Annotated in this window: 19 protein-coding genes; 9 read left to right on the top strand and 10 right to left on the bottom strand. The window is 58.4% G+C overall.

Features of this window, described 5'->3' with window-relative positions; all coding sequences use genetic code 11:
- From ACIQU2_RS08450 to cyoE, 4 genes are all read left to right on the top strand, one after another.
- Positions 1–1746, top strand: a 1746-nt coding sequence (locus tag ACIQU2_RS08450; protein ID WP_403139962.1) for a cbb3-type cytochrome c oxidase subunit I, incomplete at its 5' end; no start/stop codon positions are given.
- A gap of 3 nt (positions 1747–1749) precedes the next feature.
- Positions 1750–2376, top strand: coding sequence for a cytochrome o ubiquinol oxidase subunit III (locus tag ACIQU2_RS08445; RefSeq protein ID WP_347803119.1), 627 nt, complete (start codon positions 1750–1752; stop codon positions 2374–2376).
- The gene (gene cyoD / locus ACIQU2_RS08440) at positions 2377–2712 is read left to right on the top strand and encodes a cytochrome o ubiquinol oxidase subunit IV (protein ID WP_095132945.1); all 336 of its coding nucleotides are present in this window, start codon (positions 2377–2379) and stop codon (positions 2710–2712) included. It abuts the gene before it with no gap.
- Positions 2713–2723: 11 nt separating this feature from the next.
- The gene (gene cyoE, locus ACIQU2_RS08435; protein WP_095132943.1) at positions 2724–3611 is read left to right on the top strand and encodes a heme o synthase; all 888 of its coding nucleotides are present in this window, start codon (positions 2724–2726) and stop codon (positions 3609–3611) included.
- 208 nt (positions 3612–3819) lie between these two features.
- Here the strand turns inward: cyoE and ACIQU2_RS08430 are convergent, their stop codons facing one another.
- The gene (locus ACIQU2_RS08430; RefSeq protein ID WP_403140074.1) at positions 3820–4641 is read right to left on the bottom strand and encodes an aminotransferase class I/II-fold pyridoxal phosphate-dependent enzyme; all 822 of its coding nucleotides are present in this window, start codon (positions 4639–4641) and stop codon (positions 3820–3822) included.
- A gap of 178 nt (positions 4642–4819) precedes the next feature.
- Between ACIQU2_RS08430 and ACIQU2_RS08425 the strand changes: the two genes are divergently transcribed.
- Positions 4820–5098 carry a DUF3077 domain-containing protein gene (locus tag ACIQU2_RS08425; protein WP_403139960.1) on the top strand — a complete coding sequence of 93 codons (279 nt, stop codon included), beginning with the start codon at positions 4820–4822 and terminating at the stop codon, positions 5096–5098.
- 183 nt (positions 5099–5281) lie between these two features.
- Entirely contained in the window at positions 5282–5776 is a 495-nt protein-coding gene (locus ACIQU2_RS08420; protein ID WP_403139959.1) for a RidA family protein, read from the top strand.
- Between the two features lie 73 nt (positions 5777–5849).
- Here ACIQU2_RS08420 and ACIQU2_RS08415 read toward each other — a convergent pair whose 3' ends face one another.
- From ACIQU2_RS08415 to ACIQU2_RS08405, 3 genes are all read right to left on the bottom strand, one after another.
- The gene (locus ACIQU2_RS08415) at positions 5850–6554 is read right to left on the bottom strand and encodes a hypothetical protein (protein WP_403139957.1); all 705 of its coding nucleotides are present in this window, start codon (positions 6552–6554) and stop codon (positions 5850–5852) included.
- Positions 6555–6802: 248 nt separating this feature from the next.
- Positions 6803–8320, bottom strand: coding sequence for an ATP-binding protein (locus ACIQU2_RS08410; RefSeq protein ID WP_403139955.1), 1518 nt, complete (start codon positions 8318–8320; stop codon positions 6803–6805).
- On the bottom strand, positions 8317–9033 hold the full coding sequence (locus tag ACIQU2_RS08405; RefSeq protein ID WP_347803115.1) for a response regulator transcription factor: 717 nt from the start codon (positions 9031–9033) through the stop codon (positions 8317–8319). Before ACIQU2_RS08405 ends, ACIQU2_RS08410 begins: the two co-directional genes overlap by 4 nt.
- Positions 9034–9184: 151 nt before the next feature.
- Here ACIQU2_RS08405 and msrB point away from each other — a divergent pair, with 151 nt between their 5' ends.
- Positions 9185–9703, top strand: a complete 519-nt coding sequence (gene msrB / locus ACIQU2_RS08400; protein WP_347803114.1) for a peptide-methionine (R)-S-oxide reductase MsrB — start codon at positions 9185–9187, stop codon at positions 9701–9703.
- Between the two features lie 68 nt (positions 9704–9771).
- Positions 9772–10479: a peptide-methionine (S)-S-oxide reductase MsrA gene (msrA, locus tag ACIQU2_RS08395; RefSeq protein ID WP_403139953.1), complete on the top strand. Its 708-nt coding sequence runs from the start codon at positions 9772–9774 to the stop codon at positions 10477–10479.
- Between the two features lie 19 nt (positions 10480–10498).
- On the opposite strand, the gene ACIQU2_RS08390 is transcribed toward msrA, so the two are convergent.
- Both ACIQU2_RS08390 and ACIQU2_RS08385 read right to left on the bottom strand, forming a co-directional pair.
- Entirely contained in the window at positions 10499–11512 is a 1014-nt protein-coding gene (locus ACIQU2_RS08390; protein WP_403139951.1) for a diguanylate cyclase domain-containing protein, read from the bottom strand.
- Positions 11513–11587: 75 nt separating this feature from the next.
- The gene (locus ACIQU2_RS08385) at positions 11588–12493 is read right to left on the bottom strand and encodes a LysR family transcriptional regulator (protein WP_403139949.1); all 906 of its coding nucleotides are present in this window, start codon (positions 12491–12493) and stop codon (positions 11588–11590) included.
- 102 nt (positions 12494–12595) lie between these two features.
- Here ACIQU2_RS08385 and ACIQU2_RS08380 point away from each other — a divergent pair, with 102 nt between their 5' ends.
- Positions 12596–13771, top strand: a complete 1176-nt coding sequence (locus tag ACIQU2_RS08380) for an aspartate aminotransferase family protein (protein WP_403139947.1) — start codon at positions 12596–12598, stop codon at positions 13769–13771.
- Between the two features lie 119 nt (positions 13772–13890).
- Here ACIQU2_RS08380 and ACIQU2_RS08375 read toward each other — a convergent pair whose 3' ends face one another.
- The 4 genes from ACIQU2_RS08375 to ACIQU2_RS08360 all read right to left on the bottom strand — a co-directional run bounded on the left by ACIQU2_RS08375 (position 13891) and on the right by ACIQU2_RS08360 (position 17130).
- On the bottom strand, positions 13891–14124 hold the full coding sequence (locus tag ACIQU2_RS08375; protein WP_403139945.1) for a hypothetical protein: 234 nt from the start codon (positions 14122–14124) through the stop codon (positions 13891–13893).
- A 66-nt stretch (positions 14125–14190) separates the two neighbouring features.
- Positions 14191–14628, bottom strand: coding sequence for a bleomycin resistance protein (locus ACIQU2_RS08370; RefSeq protein WP_403139944.1), 438 nt, complete (start codon positions 14626–14628; stop codon positions 14191–14193).
- A 25-nt stretch (positions 14629–14653) separates the two neighbouring features.
- A complete protein-coding gene (locus ACIQU2_RS08365) occupies positions 14654–15157 on the bottom strand; it encodes an adenylate kinase (RefSeq protein WP_403139942.1) in 504 nt (167 codons plus the stop codon).
- Between the two features lie 50 nt (positions 15158–15207).
- Positions 15208–17130 carry an alkaline phosphatase D family protein gene (locus ACIQU2_RS08360; protein ID WP_403139940.1) on the bottom strand — a complete coding sequence of 641 codons (1923 nt, stop codon included), beginning with the start codon at positions 17128–17130 and terminating at the stop codon, positions 15208–15210.
- Between the last annotated feature and the right edge of the window lie 102 nt (positions 17131–17232).

The raw sequence follows: 17232 nt of genomic DNA, 5'->3' as shown, positions 1-17232 counted from the left end.
CCTGAACACTATGACCAGATCTTCACCGCTCACGGTGTGATCATGATCATCTTCATGGCGATGCCATTCTTCACCGGCCTGATGAACCTTGCAGTGCCGCTGCAGATCGGTGCGCGTGACGTTGCCTATCCGTTCCTGAACTCCCTGAGCTTCTGGCTGCTGGTGTCTGGCGTGGTGCTGATCAACCTGTCCCTGGGCGTTGGCGAATTCGCCAAGACCGGCTGGGTTGCCTATCCACCGCTGTCGGGCCTGCAATACAGTCCGGGCGTGGGGATGGATTACTACATCTGGGCGCTACAGCTTTCCGGGTTGGGTACGACGCTGACGGGGGTCAACTTCCTGGCTACCGTGTTGAAAATGCGTACCCCGGGCATGAAGCTGATGGACATGCCGATCTTCACCTGGACCTGCACTTGGGCCAACGTCCTGATCGTGGCCTCGTTCCCGATCCTGACCGCTACCCTGGCACTGCTGACGCTTGACCGTTACATGGATTTCCACATTTTCACCAATGAACTTGGTGGCAATCCGATGATGTACGTCAACCTGTTCTGGGCCTGGGGTCACCCCGAGGTTTACATCCTGATTCTGCCGGCGTTCGGGATCTTCTCCGAAGTCATCTCGACCTTCACCGGCAAGCGTCTGTTCGGCCACCACTCGATGGTCTACGCCAGCGGCGCGATCTCGATCCTGGGCTTCATGGTCTGGCTGCACCACTTCTTCACCATGGGTTCGGGTGCCAGCGTCAACGCCTTCTTCGGTCTGGCGACGATGCTGATTTCGATCCCGACGGGGGTGAAGCTATTCAACTGGCTGTTCACCATTTACCAAGGGCGTCTGCGTTTCACCAGCCAGGTTCTGTGGACCCTGGGCTTCATGGTGACCTTCGCCATCGGCGGCATGACCGGCGTACTGCTGGCCATCCCGGGTGCGGACTTCGTCCTGCACAACAGCCTGTTCGTGATCGCTCACTTCCACAACGTGATCATCGGCGGCGCGGTATTCGGCTACATCGCCGGCTTCAGCTTCTACTTCCCTAAAGCGTTCGGCTTCAAGCTGCACGAAGGTTGGGGCAAGGCAGCGTTCTGGTTCTGGATCTCGGGCTTCTTCGTCGCGTTCATGCCGCTCTATGCACTGGGCTTCATGGGCATGACCCGTCGTCTGAACGCCACCACCAACCCTGAGTGGGTGCCGTACCTGTACGTCGCCATGTTCGGTGCGGTGATGATCGCGGTCGGTATCGCCTGCCAGCTGATTCAGCTGTACGTCAGCGTGCGTGATCGCAACAAGCCGGAAAACATGTGCGAACACGGTGACCCGTGGAATGCCCACACGCTGGAATGGTCGACCTCGTCGCCACCACCGTTCTACAACTTTGCCGTGCTGCCAAAAGCGGACACCATCGATCCGTTCACCGAAGCCAAGGAAAACGGTACCGCGTACAAGGCTCCGGCCAAGTACGAACCGATCCACATGCCAAACAACACCGCGACCGGTGTGGTCATGGGTGCTCTGTTGACCGTGTTCGGTTTCGCGATGATCTGGCACATCTGGTGGTTGGCCATCGTTGGCCTGGTCGGCACCGTGGTGTATTTCGTGATCCACGCTGCACGTGATGATCAAGGCTACATGGTGCCGGTCGACGTGATCGAGCGCATCGAAGCCGAGCAGCACAAGCGTCTGGTAGCGGCCGGGAAAGTTCCAGCCACCGCCACCCGTGTTGAAACCTCGTTGGAACAGGCTTAAACCATGTCGAACTTAGTGACCACTGCTGGACACGCCCATGGCACGGACCATGGGCACGACGACCATCACCACGACTCGGGCGAGATGACCGTATTCGGTTTCTGGCTCTACCTGATGACCGACTGCATTCTGTTTGCGTCGATCTTCGCGGCGTACGCGGTACTGGTTAACAACGTAGCGGGTGGCCCGTCGGGCGCCGACATTTTCGAACTGCCTTACGTGCTGGGCGAAACCGCTCTGCTGTTGTTCAGTTCGATCACCTACGGCTTCGCCATGCTGGCGTTGTTCAAGGGCAAGAAGAACCAGGTCCTGGGCTGGCTGGGCATGACCTTCCTGTTCGGCGCCGGCTTCATCGGCATGGAAATCAACGAGTTTCACGTACTGATTTCCGAAGGCTTCGGCCCGAGCCGCAGCGGCTTCCTGTCCGGGTTCTTCACCCTGGTCGGCACCCACGGTCTGCACGTGACCAGCGGTCTGATCTGGATGGCGATCATGATGTATCAGGTGCAGAAAAACGGCCTGACGGCGACCAACAAGACCCGTCTGAGCTGCCTGAGCCTGTTCTGGCACTTCCTGGACGTGGTGTGGATCTGCGTATTCACCGTTGTTTATCTGATGGGGACTATGTAAATGGCTAACGCTCATTCCCACGATAGCCACGACGCCGGCCACGGCAGCGTCAAGTCTTACGCTATCGGCTTCATCCTGTCGGTGATCCTGACCGTCATTCCTTTCGGCCTGGTGATGTACCCGTCGCTGCCGAAAGCCCTGACCCTGTGGATCGTACTGGCCTTCGCAGTCATCCAGGTGCTGGTACACTTGGTGTACTTCCTTCACCTGGACCGTTCGGCCGCGCAGCGTAACAACGTGATTGCGTTTGTTTTCGCCGCGATCGTGATTGTCCTGCTGGTTGGCCTGTCGCTGTGGATCATGTTCAGCATCCACTCCAACATGATGGCGCACTGAGGAAAGTCCGGATGTCCTTTAAGCACTTTATCCAAATCACCAAACCGGGGATCATTTTCGGTAACGTGCTTTCTGTGGCAGGCGGATTTTTCCTGGCCTCGAAAGGGCATGTCGATCTGGCCATTTTTCTGGCCGCCATGATCGGCACGTCGCTGGTGGTGGCTTCCGGTTGCGTGTTCAACAACTGCATCGACCGCGACATCGACCTGAAGATGGAACGCACCAAAAACCGGGCGCTGGTCCAGGGCTTGATCTCCCTGAAACTGGCCCTGGCTTTTGCGACCGTCCTGGGTGTTTTCGGCGTTGCACTGTTGTACAAAGTGGCCAACCCGTTGGCCGCGTTGTTCGCCGTGATCGGCTTTGTCATCTACGTCGGTTTCTACAGCCTGTACCTCAAGCGCAAGTCGGTTCACGGCACGCTGGTGGGCAGTCTGTCGGGCGCCATGCCGCCGGTGATTGGCTACGTCGCTGTGACGAACAGCTTCGACATGGCGGCACTGACGTTGCTGGTGATGTTCAGCCTGTGGCAGATGCCGCATTCCTACGCCATCGCGATCTTCCGCTTCAACGATTACCTGGCTGCATCGATTCCGGTGTTGCCGGTGAAGCGCGGGATTCAAGTGGCCAAGAAGCACATCCTGCTCTACATCCTGGCGTTCCTCGTGGCGACCTTGATGCTGACCTTCAGCGGCTACGCCGGCATGAGCTACCTCGCCGTCGCCGCGGCCATGGGTATGTACTGGTTGTACATGGCCTGGACCGGCTACAAGGCAGTGGATGACACGGTCTGGGCACGCAAGCTGTTCGTGTTCTCGATCTTCACCATTACCGCGTTGAGCGTGATGATGTCGCTGGACTTTAAAGTGCCGAGTGAGCTGCTGCTGACGTACGCGCCTTAAGATTCAGAGGCTGCATTGAAAAGCCCCGCCTTCGAGAGAAGAGCGGGGCTTTTTATTGGGTGTGCCCTGGTGGACCGAGTTGTCCCATTCGCGAGCAAGCCCGCTCCCACACTGGATCAGTGTTGCCACCAATTTTTAGCACGACACTGCCCCCTGTGGGAGCGGGCTTGCTCGCGAAGGCCGCACCGCGGTTTATCCGAGAGAAAACTCAGCTATCGAGCAACCGGAAAAACCGCTCACGCACCTGGCTGTTATCACTATGCGCCACGTTGAAACGCAGGAAGTGGCTAGCGCTCGGCGCTTTGCTGAGCAGGGTGCCGGGCGCCAGTACAAGGTCGATTTCCAGGCCTTTCCTTGCCAGCGTTTCGGCATGCAGCCCTTCGGGCAGACGCGTCCAGATAAACAACCCTTCCCCCGGCAGCGAAGACACCGAGCAACCTGCCTCCTCCAGCCAACTTGTCACCCGACTGCTCGACTCGTAAAGCCGATCCACCGTGCGCCGGGTATGTTTGGCATAGCTGCCATCACTGAGCATCGTGCAGATAATCTGCTCCGCCAGTTCCGAAGTCATGCCACCGCAGGCCATTTTGAGCGCAACCAGCCGCGCAGCCAGTTGCGGTGAAAGCACCGCGTAGCTGACGCGGCTGTTAGCCGTCAGGGTCTTGGAGAAGCCGGACACGTAACTGACGTTGTCCAGCAGCACCGCGCGTCGGACCACGCTGAGCGTGTCTTGAGGTTGCAGGTCCGGGCCGGCATCGGTCTTGATCGTGGTGCTGGAACGGTGCACGTAATGCCCCGAGCCCTGGCGTGAAACCACCAAACCCTTGGCCCGCAAGCGGTCCAGAGCATCCACCACCGTGGATTTGCCCACGCTCATCAAGTCTGAGAGTTCGCGGGTTGGCGGCAGTTTGGCCCCGTGAGGCAGCCCGCCCTGGCTGATCGCCACCGACAATTGGTCGACGATCTGCTGGACCAGCGGCACGCCAGGCTGGAATTCAATGGTGGCGATGACTGCGCGTTGAATCTGAATTTTACTGGCTTTAAGCCCTTCAAACCGTTGCTTTCCGTTCTGTGACCGGGCTAGAGAATCCGGTCGCAAAATCGCTTCTAAAAGGAGTTCTCAAAATGTACGCAATCGATACGTTCGAAACTTGCACCTCAGCTCCAAAGGTAATAACCCACCTCCGTCCAACCACAGGAAGTGCCCAATGACCAATCCCCAAGACCTAACAACCATTGGCCTCACCCCCTTCTCCTATCACGCTAACAAACCGCTATTCCGCATAAACGCCGGCGTCCCGGTGATTCAAGCCCTCTCCCACGCCTCTGATCTGCTCCACGTCGCCAAACTCCTTGCATCAGACGCCGCCATGGCTCGCGATACCGACCGCCATGCCTGGGCGTCGCATTTTTTGCAGGATATGAGCAAAGCGATCATCGATGACGTGGTGAAGGTGCTCGACGCTCCGTGTAGCAACCGCGCTTGAACAAAAAAGCCCCGCACTTCTTTCGAAGGCGGGGCATTCAGGTGTTCGCTCGTCAGTTCAATCGTTTTCGAATCTAAGGGACATCAATTTGATCCAAGCTGATTTTCATAGGCCAGCCCCCGAATCGAGATCTTTGGGCTAATCTGTCAAAAAACGGATCCAATTTTTGATCGAGGAGGATAGATGACTGAACACATGACCTGTGATGAACGATTCATCGCGCTGGCAAAAGAGCTCGGTTACGACATCTACGGTGAGAATACGGCCGGCGGGCATTACGCGCTGTTGGTGCGGCATCACGATGAGCTTTACATCAGCGGTCTGGTGCCGCGGATGAATGGTGAAATTCAGTATCCGGGCAGGGTAGGCCTGGATCTGACGCTGGCAGATGCACAGAGCGCTGCCAGCATCAGTGCATTGCGCGGTCTGGCATTGATTGTTGATTCCATCGGTTCGCTGGACAAGATCAAGTCGCTATTGCGCGTCACGGTTTACATAAAGTCCACCGCGGATTTTGTCGATTTGAGCGAAGTGGCCAACGGTGCGTCGGACGTTTTCAGTCATGTACTGGGCGATGCCGGTAAACATACACGAACCACGATCGGCGTTTATCAACTGCCGAAAGACGCAGCCATTGAAGTTGACATGATCGTGGCGATACGGCCATCAACGCTCTAACGATGAACCAGCAGGCAATAGAAAGGCCCGCACTGAATCTCAGTGCGGGCCTTTCAGTCATCGATGGCGTGTGTTACTGCGCGGCGATGCTGTAGCCATCGAACGCGGTTTGCTGCTGAAGCGCGGTGATGATGTTCTTGCGGTTAACTGCCTGTTCGGCCCCGGCATTGTCCAGGAACGTCTCGCTTTCCAGCTCCGCTTCTTCGCCTTCGCCGACGAAGGTGAAGCCCAGGAACTCCAGTGCTTCACGGTCAACGTTCAGTCGCGAGCGCGGGGTGCGCAGCGGCAGCGTCACGCTGATACCGTCTTTGCTGATGGTGAACACTTCGACATCTTTCTTGGCGCGAGCAGCCTTGCTTTTGCCACTGCTCGGGTTGCTGATGGCCTGGTGGGTCTGGTTCAGCACCTTCAGTGCGAGGCCGTAGACCAATTCCTGAAACGCCGGATCGTCCTTGAAGCTGGAGAGAATCCGGCTGATCGGGAATTTGCTGCTCAAGTCTTCCAGGGCTGCAATGTCGGCAGTCTCAGCGTCCTTGAGTTGCTTGAGTTCGCCCATCAATTCGTAGGCTTTATCGTCGTCGAAGCTGTCGTGAGCCTGGCGAATCGCGGCGCGCAGCTCGCGGATCTGGTCGCTTTCCCGGGTGGACTGGAAAGCGTCCAGGACCATCTCGCTGATGGTCTTGGCCTGGGGCACGTGCTGTGAAAGATTGATGGAGTTTTCGTATTCCGCTTTGGACGACAAGGTGACTACGGATTCAGCGGTATTGGAATCGGACATTGAAATTTCACTACTTCTTTTAACTTGGGTTGAGGCGAGAAAGCTCTGGGCCTTTTCAGGCCGCCTAATCTATTGGACCGAGGCGGCGTTGTCACGGATGAACAGGCGGCTGGTCATCATTTTTGGCACAACGACTTTTAACCGGTGGCTATCGGGGGGGCGTTTTGCCTGAAGTGTCAGCAGTAGCCGATAAAACCTGCCGAAATGGGTACCGGGATATTAGCCGTTGCTGCAGCCAAGGCAGTCGACTATTTCCCCAGCGTATTCAGATTCATCGACCGAACCGCCAATTGCTCAGCCGTTTGCTGGTCCACCGGCAACGAAAAGCGGAAGGTCGCGCCGCGGCCGGGAACGTCAATCAGCTGGATCTCGCGGCCGTGCAATTGCAGGATCCGGTGCACGATCCGCAACCCCAGTCCACCGTCACGCCGTGCGCCACCAATGTTGAACGGGCGCAGGAACAGACCTTCGTGCAGTTCGGCAGCGATGCCGGGGCCGGTGTCGCTAACGGTGACTTCAATAAAAGGACCTTGCGGGCGCAGGCTAAGCTCGATTTCTCCCCCTTGCGGGGTGTGGCGCAGGGCGTTGTCGAACAGGTTGGTGAGCACCCGCTCGATCAACCCAAGGTCGGCGCAGGCCGCTGAAACATTGGGTGCAAAGGTGGCCTTGAGTTCGACGTGACGCGCCTCGGCCGTCAGTTCGAATTTCTGGAAAATGTCCTGCACCAGATCGGTCAGCGAGAAACGCTCCAGTACCGGTTGCACGAAACCATGTTCCAGGCGCACCAGCTCCAGCAGCGATTGCGCAAGACCACCCACCTTGCGGCTTTGATCCAGTGCGATGCCCAGGTAACGGCGGCGGTCGGCGGGTGACAACGTGGCATCCTTGAGCGACAAGGTTTCCAGGTAACCGTGCAGCGAGGCCAGAGGCGTGCGCAGGTCGTGGGAGATGTTTGCCACCAGTTCACGGCGTTCCTGATCCTGGCGGGTCAACGAGCGCCATTGCTCGCCGAGGCGCGCCTGCATCTGCCGGAAGGTCGCGTCGAGAATGGCAATTTCATCGTGGCTGGCGGCTTTTTCCACCGGGACGGATGCAGGCGGCGTTACCGGAGCACCATCAATGTCGAACTGGCTGACGGTTTCGGTCAAACGGCGCAAAGGGCGGGTGATGAGGGCGAATGCGGTGAGACCGGCAATCAGGCACAGCAGCGCCACCAACCCGATCGACAACAGCGCGGTATTCAGGGCGGCACTGGTGGCGCCGCGTTCGGCGAAGCGGTCATGCTCTTCGCTCAGCAGCACCACATAGAGATAGCCCACCGGTTTTCCATTGACCTGCAATGGCGCGGCGCTGAACACTTTGCGGCCATCGACGCTGCGCGGATCGTCGCCGAGAACCGGCAGAGCATCGCCCTTGAGCAGACGCTGGATCGGCGCCAGATCGACCCGCTCCCGGCGTATCCGACCCTCGGGCGCAGCACTGCCGACAATCCGGCCCTCGGGGTCGAGCAGATAGACCTCGACACTGGGATTGACCAGCATCAGTTGGCTGAACAGGTCGCGCACGGCGTCGGGCATCAGGCCTTTGGTGTCCATCAGCACGGTGTCATGGGCGATGTGCCGGGCCAGATCCCGCGACAACCCTTGCACCACTTCCAGCTCATGCATCTTGTTGGACCGCACCTGCATCCATGCCGACGTGCCGCAGCACACCAGCAGCAACACGGCGAACACCAGAGACAGGCGCTGAGTCAGGGTCAGTCTCACGGCTGCTCCTCCCTGGCCGCGAATTTGTAGCCTCGTCCCCACACCGTGAGGATGCGCGCCGGTTGCGCCGGATCGGCCTCGATCTTTGCCCGCAAGCGGTTGATGTGAGTGTTGACGGTGTGCTCGTAGCCTTCATGGCTGTAGCCCCAGACGGCGTTGAGCAGGTCCATGCGCGAGAACACTTTGCCGGGCTGACGGGCGAAGAAATACAACAGGTCGAACTCCCGTGGCGTGAGGTCGAGGCGGCGACCGTCAAGGGACACCTCGCGAGTGATCGGGTCGATGGAGAGGCCGTCCGAGATCAGGCTGCCGGCGTCCATTTTCAGATTGCGAGCCATGGCGTCGACCCGTCGCAACAGCGCTTTGACCCGGGCCACCAGTTCGAGCATCGAAAAGGGTTTGGCCAGGTAATCGTCGGCGCCGAGTTCGAGCCCGAGAATCCGGTGCACTTCGCTGGAGCGCGCACTGGTAATGATGATCGGGGTGTAGCGGGCCATGGCGCGGGCGCGGCGGCAGATTTCCAGGCCGTCGACGCCGGGCAGCATCAGGTCGAGGATCAGTGCGTCCCAGCTTCCTTGCTGCAGCAGGCGCATGCCTTCATCGCCATCGGCGCAGTGCACCACCTCGAACTGCTCATCGCGTAGATGCAGGCAGATAAGGTCGGCGATATGCAGGTCGTCCTCGACCACGAGGACGCGTTTGGTCTGTTCCATCAAGCTCAATCCTTCGGCGCAATGAGCGCATTGTGCGGGTTTTCCGGGGCCTGAGTTATCACGAATTGTTTAACTTCTCGTGAGGATTTGGCGATCAACCCAAGCCTAGGCTGTGTTCCATGTCAGGCATCTGGAATTTTCGGAGACGACCATGTTTTCACGGCGACAGTTTCTCGTAGCAAGCGGCGGGCTAGGCGCTGCAGCCCTGGTCATCGGTGTATTGCCAAAATTTGCCGCGCGTTCTGCACTGGTCAGTGATGCCGACGCGGGAGAGGTGTTCGAGGTGACTCACAGCGACAGCGAATGGCGCGCCATGCTCAGCGCCGAGCAGTACGAAATCCTGCGCGAAGAGGGCACTGAACGGGCCTACAGCAGCCCGCTGAACAACGAGCACCGTGAAGGTACGTTTGCCTGTGCCGGTTGCGATCTGCCGCTGTTTTCTTCCACGACCAAGTTCGACAGCCGCACCGGTTGGCCGAGCTTCTGGGCACCGCTGGACAAGGCTGTGGCCACTCGTCAGGACCGTTCCTTCGGGGTGCTGCGCGAAGAAGTCCACTGTCGGCGTTGTGGCGGTCATTTGGGTCATCTCTTCGATGATGGGCCCAAACCCACCGGCTTGCGCTACTGCATGAACGGCCTGGCGATGACTTTTGTGCCGAAGACGGCTTGATCCATGGACACACTTTTTCGCGTTTACGTTCGGTTGATCGTCATTCCATTTATTCAGGAGTCAGCCTCATGAAAACCCTATTCACCTGGCGCCGCACCCTGTTCGGCCTGGCTGCTGCCGGCGTCATCGGCCAATGCCTGGCGTTCTCCTTCGGTGCGGCGGAAGACGCGGTCATTATTCCTCCACCCACCCTCGACGAAACCACCCAGGCCGACAGCGAAAGGGCGGTCTTTGCCGGCGGTTGCTTCTGGGGCGTCCAAGGCGTGTTCCAGCATGTAAAAGGGGTGAAGAAAGCTGTCTCCGGTTACGCCGGTGGTGCAGCCAACACTGCTCAGTACGAGCGGGTCAGCAATGGCGATACCGGTCATGCGGAATCCGTCGAAGTCACCTTCGACCCCCGTCAGGTCAGCTACGGCACCTTGCTGCAAATCTACTTCTCGGTGGCTCACAACCCTACCGAACTCAACCGTCAGGGACCTGACAGCGGCACTCAGTATCGCTCGGCGCTTTTCCCGGAAAACAGCGAACAGCAACGTGTCGCTCAGGCCTACATTGCCCAGCTCGACGCCGCTCATTCGTTCAACAAACCTATTGTCACCAAGCTAGAAACCTACAATGGTTTCTACCCGGCAGAGGAGGAGCATCAGGACTTTCTGACCGAGCATCCGACTTATCCGTACATCGTGATCAACGATCTACCGAAGGTTGCGCAGCTGAAAAAGCTTTATCCGGATCGGTATCAGGAGAAACCGGTATTGGTGAAGGCGGGAATGTGAGAAGTGAAGGGCATAGTCCTTACCCCGAAATCACATTCTTGCCCGCGATCTTCGACCGATACAGCGCTTGATCGGCCCTGGCCAGCAACCCGGTCTGTTGTTCTTCTTCAAAGCGCTGAACCACGCCAAAACTCATGGTCACTTGAAAGTCCCCCACTGGTAGCAGGCTTGCGAGGCCATGGCGGATACGTTCGGCGAGGGCCCGGGCATCGACGAGTGGTGTATTGGGTAGGATCAGGATGAACTCGTCGCCGCCCCAACGCGCGAGCAGATCGCCCTCGCGTACGCAGTGCTTCACGCTATCGATCACCTGCACCAATGCCGCATCACCCAGCGCGTGGCCATAGTGATCGTTGATGTTCTTGAAGTCGTCGATGTCCATAGCGATCAGCGACAGCGGTTGTCGAAAGCGTTGGGCGCGTTCGCATTCCTGGGGCAGGGCTTTTTCCAGAAGATAGCGATTGGCGATTGAGGTCAGTGTGTCGGTTTCCGCCAGTTTGCGGTTTTCTTCGAGTTGGATTTGCAGTTGCTGATTGACGCGAGACAACTCTCGGGTGCGTTCTTCAACGATCGCTTCAAGGGATTGGTTGCGCCGTTCAAGCGCTTCGTACAGGCGCTTCTTGTCGTCGATGCTGCGGTGTGCGCCGACCATCCGCGCCACCGAGCCGTCGGCATTGCGTGCCAATACGTAGCCACGGTCTTCGATCCAGGTGTAGCTGCCATCCTGCATGCGGCAGCGATACTCGGCCTGATAGCCGGGGGCGCGCTGATTCAGGTAGTCATCGAACAGGGCCATGACCTGCTGGTAATCGTCGGGATGGATCACGTTTTCCCAGGTCAACACGTTGTTATCCAGGGAATGAGGCGGGTAGCCGAGCATCTCGTACCACCCGGGGTTGCGATAGACGAACCCGGTGTTGGCGTTCCAGTCCCAGATGCCGTCACTGACCAGTTCCAGAATGGTGTGCAGCATGTCTTCGTTCAAATCCGACAGATTGAACTTCAACGGCTCGATATTCGACGCCTCACCCATCTCCGCACTCCCTGCCGTCCTGATATCTAAGTGACCCGCCTGTCGAGGAGATTAGTGCATGGGGTATTCGGTCGGCTAGTGCTTGCCCCATCTCTGCAAGGCAAAGTCGACGAAACTACGCAGTTTTGGCAAACGGTAGCGATCCTGGGCATACATCAGGTTCATCGGTCGGCTCGGCGGCAAGTAATTCTTCATCAATGCCACCAGTTTTCCGTCCTTGAGATCTTGCTCCATCAACGCATCAGGCAACACCACGATGCCCATACCGGTTCGCGCCGCTTGATGCAGTCCTGCCGAACTGTTGATCAACATCGGTCCATTGACCGCTACCGCCACTTCTCCCTCGGGACCGGTCAGGCGCCAATGTTTTTCCACCGACTGCCAGTCATCCCCGGCCGGATAGGCAAAGGATAGACAGTCGTGGTGTTGCAGATCATCAGGTTTCTCCGGTGTGCCTTTGCGCGCCAGGTACTCCGGTGATGCACACATGGTCAGGCTGTAGTCGAGGAGTGGACGGGCGATCAGGTGGGTCTCCTCGGTATTGCCCAGGCGAAACGCCACGTCGAAACCGTTTTCGAGCAGGTCCGGACGGCGATTGGTGAGGACCACATCCAATTTGACGCGTGGACACAGCAGGGCGAATTCATTCAGGGCGGGTGCTAGTTTTTCGCTGCCGAACGTCAGCGGTGCGGTGATGCGCAAGGTGCCGCTCGGCTCGTCGAGGGTTTGCTCGGCCAACCGCTCGGAATCGGCCACCAGCCCCAGCACTTCGAGGCAACGCTGGTAATAAGCGGTGCCGAATTCCGTTAACCGCTGGCGTCGCGTCGTTCGGTTGAGCAGGCGTACACCCAGCCGTTGCTCCAGCGCCCGCAGGTGATTGCCGACCATGGTCGTGGACATTTCGCACTCCAGCGCGGCAGCGGTCATGCTGCCGGTTTCCACCACCCGGACGTAAACGGTCATTGCCTGGAACAAATCCATTATCAAGCCCAGCTTTAAAATGATCGAAGTGTTGCAGCGTTTATCCAGCTCAGGTGGCTAACCATACTGCAAAAACACCGACCATTGATGGAGCTTGATGTCATGACCGCTGCCTGCCTGATGACCACTTACCAACCTTTGGCCTTGAGTTTCAGCAAGGGCCTGGGCACGCGCCTGTGGGATCAGGCCGGTCGTGAATACCTGGACGCGGTGGCGGGCGTGGCAGTGACCAACGTCGGTCACTCCCATCCGAAAATTGTCTCGGCCATCAGTGAGCAGGCCGGACTGCTGTTGCACACCTCCAATCTTTACAGCATCGATTGGCAACAGCGGCTGGCGCAGAAACTGACGCAACTGGCGGGCATGGAGCGAGCGTTCTTCAACAACTCCGGTGCCGAAGCCAACGAGACGGCGTTGAAACTCGCGCGGTTATATGGCTGGGGAAAAGGCATCGAACAACCGCTGGTGGTGGTCATGGAAAACGCCTTTCACGGCCGCACCCTGGGCACTTTGTCCGCCAGTGATGGCCCAGCCGTGCGCCTGGGGTTCAACGAGTTGCCAGGGGACTTCGTCAAAGTGCCATTCGGTGACCTCAAGGCGCTGGACAAGGTGCAGCAAGCCCACGGCCCGCGCATCGTGGCGATCCTGATGGAGCCGATTCAGGGTGAAAGCGGTGTCCAAATGGCCCCGCCCGGTTACCTGAAAGCCATTCGCGAACTCTGCACTCGCCGCTCGTGGCTGCTGATGCTTGACGAAATCCAGACCGGCATAGGCCGCACCGGCCAGTGGTTTGCCTTTCAGCACGAAGGCATAGTTCCGGACGTCATGACCCTGGCCAAAGGCCTGGGAAACGGCATTCCCATCGGCGCCTGCCTGGCCCGGGGCAAAGCCGCCGACCTCTTCACGCCCGGCAGTCACGGCAGCACTTTCGGCGGCAATCCACTGGCCTGCCGGGTCGGATGCACCGTGCTGGAGATCATCGAAGAACAAGGACTGCTGGATAACGCCAAGCTTCAGGGCGAGCGTCTGCTGGCCAGATTGCGCATTGAATTGGCGGACGACCCGAACGTGTCGGCGATCCGCGGTCAGGGTTTAATGATCGGCATCGAACTCAAACAGCCGATTCGCGACCTGACCCTCATCGCCGCACGGGATCACGGCTTGCTGATCAACGTGACACGGGGCAAAACCATTCGCTTGCTGCCGCCGCTGACGATTGATGAGCGGGAAGTGGAGATGATTGTGAGAGGGGTTTGCCGGGCGGTGAAAGTGGCTTGACATCCCTAGGACTCACGCAAGCCTCTCGTAGGAGCTGCCGAAGGCTGCGATCTTTTGATCTTCAGCGACTTCAGTTCCGGCCAAAATCAAGATCAAAAGATCGCAGCCTTCGGCAGCTTCTACAGGATCGGCGTTTCCGTCGGTGTAATGGGCTTGCCGATACTGGTTGTTCCTGCCCTCAAAGTAGCGATCGACTTGAGCAAACGTTTCGCATTGGCTTTCGAACTCAAAAGGTAAGCGGTTTCATCACTTGCTTTGAAGTTGGCAGCACAGCCTTTTCCAAAGTAATTGCTATCTGATTGTTGGGTGGTTTGCATCGTGTTTTCCGCATTTGACAGACGCTCAGTATTCATCGACTTACCAAAAGACGTTTCCGTGATCGATGTAATCCCGATCCGAAAAACAAGCCATCTTTTGGTTCAGTGGCTTACGGACGCAAACGGCCGCTCCCCCAAACTCTCCACCAGGCGAACCAGATAACCGTCCGGATCCTGCACCAGAAATTCACGCTGGCCGACTTCTACCGCATCGGCGCGATACCAGACATCGGCGCAAGGACGAAACAGCGGCCAGCCAATGTCGCCCAGGCGCTGGAGTATTGGCTCGACGACATCGACCGTGATCTGAAAGTTGATGCCTCGACCAAACGGTGCTTGCAGTGCGCCGGTCACCCACTGGCCTTCAGCCGGATCGAATTGCTCCAGCATGATCTGAACGCCGTTTTTATCGAGGTAGGCAAAGCCGACTTCGGGGCGTTCATAGGCGATTTGAAAACCGATCAGGGAGGTCCAGAAGTGAAGGCTTTTCTGGATGTCCGAGACCATCAGTTCGGGGACTAATTTGCTCCGTGCAAACATACGTATCCTTGGTAAACAGTGTGAGTTAGTTGGCCTGTAACACGGTGTCGGCGAATGTTGTGATTTCGGTTCGATCCCTGAGTTTGAGTTTCGAACCGCTAAACCCTTCGAACAGTTGCTGATGCGCGGCAAATCCACTGGACTCTTCGCGCGTACGATAGCTGCCGGCCCAGTCGAGCAACGCAATCAATAACTCGTCATTCCTGTCCCGGTGCGCCTCTCGCTGACGAATATTGGCAACACATTTCTCATCTTCAACACACAGCCAGATCAGTGTTGTCGCCCGGGGCATGAGTTCGCTGATGATCCAGCCGTAAACGCCTTCGATAACCCAGCGCTCTTCACTGGCCTCCACCCATGCCAAGCCCAACGCCTCGGCACGGGGGCGCGGGATGCTATGTTCGTCGGACAACCAGTGAATCGAATCGAGATCGACCCACGGCACCGGCAGGTATTCGGCCAGTCGTTCGGACAGCCAGCTTTTGCCAGAACCGGAGTTGCCGATGATCAGGATTCGAGTGAGGTTCATGAGCGACACCAGTCATGTAAGGGAGCCGAAATTCGATCAGCCTTCAGCCTTCAGTCGTCATTCTCAGGCGCAACCATTCGCGTCTTCGGCGAACCGTTCGAGTTGTGCTGATAGATCTCCTGCGGCTGTCCTTTTTCATTAAAGAACACTTGGCCGATTCCCGCCGAATTCCACAGCCGTTCCCCCGCCTCAGCATGTTCCGGGACATGCGGGACAATGCGCATGCGCCGGCGCTTGGTCAGCCAGTTGAGCGGCGAGCGGGGCGAGTAGAGCCAGCGGTTGAGGCGGTCGAACCATTCGAGCAACGCGGGCGGGAACTCGTTTTTGATGCCGCTGCTGGTGATCTGCCAGATGCGCGGGCCGGCCTTGCGGTGTCGGATCAGTACTTCATAGACGAAGGAATAATGCACATCGCCCGACAGCACCACGTAATTACCCGGTGTTCGCGAGTGTCGGAAAATGTTCAGGATCACCTGGGCCGCGCCGCGATGGGCCATCCAGTTTTCGGCGTCCACCAGCAGGGGATAACCGCACCAGCTGAAAACGCGCTGCACGGTTTCGATCAGTTTGACGCCGAAGATCGGTGCCGGCGAAACGATGATGGCCGAAGGGTGATCGAGCAGTTCCTGTTGCAGTTCGCTGAGGGCTTCCCAGTCCAGCAAACCCGAGGGCTGCTTGAGGTTCATCTCGCTGCGCCAGCGTCGGGTGCGGGTGTCGAGCACGACGATGGCCGGGCGGGTGGGCAGCACGTAATGCCAGTTCTGAAATCTCAGCAGCTCATCAATCAACTCGTCCTGAATGTCACTGTCGAGGTAGCGGTCATGCCCGGTCGCGGTCAATCCGCCGGCCTTCTTCAGCACAGCGCCAAACGCATCCGGGTTGTTGCCCCAACCCTGGCATAGCATGTAAGCAATCAGCGCGTTGCCGATGATGCGCCTGGAGAACGGATGGCCGTAGGCCGTTTCCTCCCATTGCGCGGAAAGATTCCAGTCATCGGTAATATCGTGGTCGTCGAAAATCATCAGGCACGGCAGGTGAGCGAGTGCTCGGGCGACGCCTCCAAGCCCGGCCTTGAAGCCATCGATGCGCGTCTGCTCGAGTGCATAACGCTCACGTCTTGCCGGCGTCAGTGCCGGTGGTTGCGGGGCGATCAATGTCCAGGCGGTTGGCGACCAGACCAGCAGGTACATGGCCATGACTTCGGCGAACGTCACCAGATGGTTGTCAGCACTGCTGCTGGTGAAAATCGGCTTACGCGCCCCACCGAAAAATCGCTCGCGCAGGGTTTCGTTGCTCTCCAGCGCCGGTAACAAATCCGCACGATGGTAGTAACTGGCGGGGTGCTCGTAGAGTTTGGCGCTGTCGCTGACCACCGCGCCTTCGAGGTGTTCTTCGAACAGCCCAAGCCGCTTTATCAATGCATGGATGGCTCGCAGCATGGGGCCCGCGACGTCGTCGGCATAAACCTGATCGCCACTCATCATCAACAGCGCCGGGCGTTTGTGTGCGTCCGGCTCGGTCTCCAGCAAACGATCGACGCACAACAAGCCATCCGTGGCCGGATGGTGAGGTTTGCGGCAGGAACCGTGCAGCAGATGATCAGCCCGTTTACGCAGGACGAAGTTTGGGCAACGGGCGTCGCCGTACAGCAAGTGCGGAGCCCAATCGGCGATGCCTGTGCCCGCGTCGTCAATCAGCAGGTCGTATTCGATTAACGTGTCGCAGGGCAGGGCGGCGTCCAGCGACACATCGATCAAATGAACAAAGGCCTGGGTGCCCACCGCAATGATCGTGCACTGATTCGCGTCGAGGTGGATGGCGTCGCGATCTTGCAGACGCAACGTCAGCGTCAACGCCCGCGCCCCCACCATCCACATCACCAGCCGCGAGGGCTCCAGGCGCCGCAACAGCGGCCCGACCAGGACAGGGGGCAGGGGTTGGTGATCGTCAGGCAGCGGCAAAGACATGGACATCCGGGTTTTTGGAACAGAGAAGCGCGGGATGATAACGCAGCTGACGTCAATGAATTGCAACGGGCTCGAATCCGACAGTCAAGGTAGCTACAGGCTGCCCGC

It is taken from the genome of Pseudomonas sp. NPDC098740 (assembly GCF_044760065.1).
In the GTDB taxonomy this organism is placed as follows: domain Bacteria; phylum Pseudomonadota; class Gammaproteobacteria; order Pseudomonadales; family Pseudomonadaceae; genus Aquipseudomonas; species Aquipseudomonas rossensis.
This window is presented reverse-complemented; position numbering and strand designations above follow the sequence as displayed.

Coding starts and splice junctions, on each gene's coding strand:
- ACIQU2_RS08360 (WP_403139940.1), bottom strand. CDS start 17,130: ATGTCCATGTCTTTGCCGCTGCCTGACGATCACCAACCCCTGCCCCCT.
- cyoE (WP_095132943.1), top strand. CDS start 2,724: ATGTCCTTTAAGCACTTTATCCAAATCACCAAACCGGGGATCATTTTC.
- ACIQU2_RS08375 (WP_403139945.1), bottom strand. CDS start 14,124: ATGAATACTGAGCGTCTGTCAAATGCGGAAAACACGATGCAAACCACC.
- ACIQU2_RS08415 (WP_403139957.1), bottom strand. CDS start 6,554: ATGTCCGATTCCAATACCGCTGAATCCGTAGTCACCTTGTCGTCCAAA.
- msrB (WP_347803114.1), top strand. CDS start 9,185: ATGTTTTCACGGCGACAGTTTCTCGTAGCAAGCGGCGGGCTAGGCGCT.
- ACIQU2_RS08370 (WP_403139944.1), bottom strand. CDS start 14,628: ATGTTTGCACGGAGCAAATTAGTCCCCGAACTGATGGTCTCGGACATC.
- ACIQU2_RS08420 (WP_403139959.1), top strand. CDS start 5,282: ATGACTGAACACATGACCTGTGATGAACGATTCATCGCGCTGGCAAAA.
- ACIQU2_RS08365 (WP_403139942.1), bottom strand. CDS start 15,157: ATGAACCTCACTCGAATCCTGATCATCGGCAACTCCGGTTCTGGCAAA.
- ACIQU2_RS08385 (WP_403139949.1), bottom strand. CDS start 12,493: ATGGATTTGTTCCAGGCAATGACCGTTTACGTCCGGGTGGTGGAAACC.
- msrA (WP_403139953.1), top strand. CDS start 9,772: ATGAAAACCCTATTCACCTGGCGCCGCACCCTGTTCGGCCTGGCTGCT.
- ACIQU2_RS08425 (WP_403139960.1), top strand. CDS start 4,820: ATGACCAATCCCCAAGACCTAACAACCATTGGCCTCACCCCCTTCTCC.
- ACIQU2_RS08390 (WP_403139951.1), bottom strand. CDS start 11,512: ATGGGTGAGGCGTCGAATATCGAGCCGTTGAAGTTCAATCTGTCGGAT.
- ACIQU2_RS08405 (WP_347803115.1), bottom strand. CDS start 9,033: ATGGAACAGACCAAACGCGTCCTCGTGGTCGAGGACGACCTGCATATC.
- cyoD (WP_095132945.1), top strand. CDS start 2,377: ATGGCTAACGCTCATTCCCACGATAGCCACGACGCCGGCCACGGCAGC.
- ACIQU2_RS08380 (WP_403139947.1), top strand. CDS start 12,596: ATGACCGCTGCCTGCCTGATGACCACTTACCAACCTTTGGCCTTGAGT.
- ACIQU2_RS08445 (WP_347803119.1), top strand. CDS start 1,750: ATGTCGAACTTAGTGACCACTGCTGGACACGCCCATGGCACGGACCAT.